This window comes from Frankia sp. CcWB2 (genome assembly GCF_977927585.1).
Genome location: NZ_CDWRCM010000105.1, coordinates 2,530 through 4,365, shown reverse-complemented (window position 1 = coordinate 4,365; position 1,836 = coordinate 2,530). Strand labels below are relative to the sequence as shown.

3 protein-coding genes are annotated in these 1,836 nt (G+C 70.3%); 2 read left to right on the top strand and 1 reads right to left on the bottom strand.

Annotated elements, in window-relative coordinates; translation table 11 throughout:
- Positions 1–371: phosphoribosyltransferase (locus ACY45C_RS12540; RefSeq protein WP_462187795.1), on the bottom strand; the 371-nt coding region annotated here is incomplete at its 3' end.
- Between the two features lie 880 nt (positions 372–1,251).
- Here ACY45C_RS12540 and ACY45C_RS12535 point away from each other — a divergent pair.
- Positions 1,252–1,656 carry a hypothetical protein gene (locus tag ACY45C_RS12535; protein ID WP_462187794.1) on the top strand — a complete coding sequence of 135 codons (405 nt, stop codon included), beginning with the start codon at positions 1,252–1,254 and terminating at the stop codon, positions 1,654–1,656.
- Positions 1,656–1,781, top strand: coding sequence for a hypothetical protein (locus ACY45C_RS12530; protein WP_462187793.1), 126 nt, complete (start codon positions 1,656–1,658; stop codon positions 1,779–1,781). Before ACY45C_RS12535 ends, ACY45C_RS12530 begins: the two co-directional genes overlap by 1 nt.
- Positions 1,782–1,836: the final 55 nt, after the last annotated feature.

Sequence of the window (1,836 nt, the reverse complement as noted above, 5' to 3'; positions counted from 1 at the left end):
GTCCGCCCGGCGAGCGGGATCCTCGGCCGGCCGTTCCGGAACCGCCGGGCCCGACGATCAAGCTCCACCAACTCGCGCGCCTGAACCGCAGCGAACTCGTCCAGCCCCACGTTAGCCAGCCGCCGGGCCTCCTCGTTGACGACCCGCACCCCACCCTCGGCGATGGCACCCATCGCGAGCTCAGGCTGGAAGGGGACACCGAGCTTGCGGACGAGGATGACATCCAGCGGGGCCTCCAGCGCCCGCGCCACCTCGAACGCGACAGGAATGCCCCCGCGGGGCAGCCCGACGACAACGACGTCACGGCCGCGTAGATGCGCCAGCCGCTGCCCGAGCTGCCGGCCGGCCTCCTCCCGACTATCGAAGATCACGACAACCTCCTCGTGCCGGCCGGGCGGGCTCCTCGTGCTCGCCGTCCGGACCGGACATCGTCCTGTGGTCGTCGTTCCCCGATTAGTCGCCGGGATACCGACCCACACCGTCCCGGGGCACCTGCCCCGATCCGAGCGATACACGGTCCGCGGCGTGCGGTCCGCGGCGTGCGGTGCAAAGATCGTCGAGACGCTCCGGACAGTCGGAATCACCGTGTCCGCATGGTCCTGAACCGATCTCCGGCGGCCACTTGCGCTCCGACGCCCGGCCGGGATGCCGTGCATAATAAAGGTGTGACGCTCCGTTGGCAGCCCGGCTCCGCCCCTCACTGGGCGTGGCGAGAGGTCTGTTGTCCAGGGCGCTGTCGGTGTTGTCCCAGCCCTCGCGTCCACTGAGGCTCGCCGCACGCGCGACGAGCGCACCGGTCCTGTAACTCAGGGACCGTTCTGGGCGCGAGGGGCCTCGGGGCTCGGTGCCAGACCTGAACGAGTGATCTTTTTGCTCCCGGGGTGAAGCAGCTGTCGATCATCCGTATTCCCGGACTCCCGTCCTGCCCCTGGCCGGGTCGTTCGCCGGAGTGCTCCGTGCGCGCTCCCGGATGACCGGCTGAGCTGTGCGCTCCGCCGGATGAGCCAGGTCGCGCCGTCTCCGTCTTCTCCCGTCGCGTGCCAGCCCGCTACCCGCCCCGGTCACCTGTGGCCGTGCCGCCAGGGTCAGCCGGGCTGGTCCGGGCCTTGGCGGCTGGTCCGGCCTTGGCGGCTGGTCCGGTCCCGACCGGCCGATCCCCCGCTGGGACTTCCCAGACCCGCGCAACTACTACGCAATCATCACGCAATCACTGTGTAGCTATCGAGAACTATCAGGAAGGCAGCGTTCGCTGTGACCTTCGAGTCGTGGATGGCCCGGTTGCGGAGCGAGGGATACCTCGTCTGCCCGGGGAGCTCCCCGGTACCCGTCGAGGTACGAGGTGTTCGTCCCGACGGGGTCGGTCTGCTGTTCCGTTGCCGGGGAACGGCGATCCGGCTCGCCCTGTACCGGCCCGGACGGGCGGTATGGCAGATAGCCGTCCGGGACAAGGCGTGGTGCCCGGAGGAGTCCCTGCAACTGTGGACGCACCACCCGCTCGACACGGCGGATGTTCCGACCGACGCTCGGCCGGCCTTCCCTCGGGGCACCGAGCCGGACCAGGAGCTTGTCATCGACGGCACTCGCGTGTGGGGATGGTGCGGCCATGAGACGGGGCTGCTCCGGCCAGCCGCCGCAGCCCCCTGTTCGACCGGTTGATGGCCACCGTCACGCGGTCCGGCCTCGCCCTGTCAGAGCGCATCCAGCCAGATCTCGCCCGGGAGGTCGCCGTGCCGGCCGCCCGGTCGAGGGCTCGGGGCAAGGAGGGCATCAGCATCAGCTGACGGCCGGCCGGAGGCGGCGATCCACCCGAACCGGGGTGGTCGTCACATGGGCTAC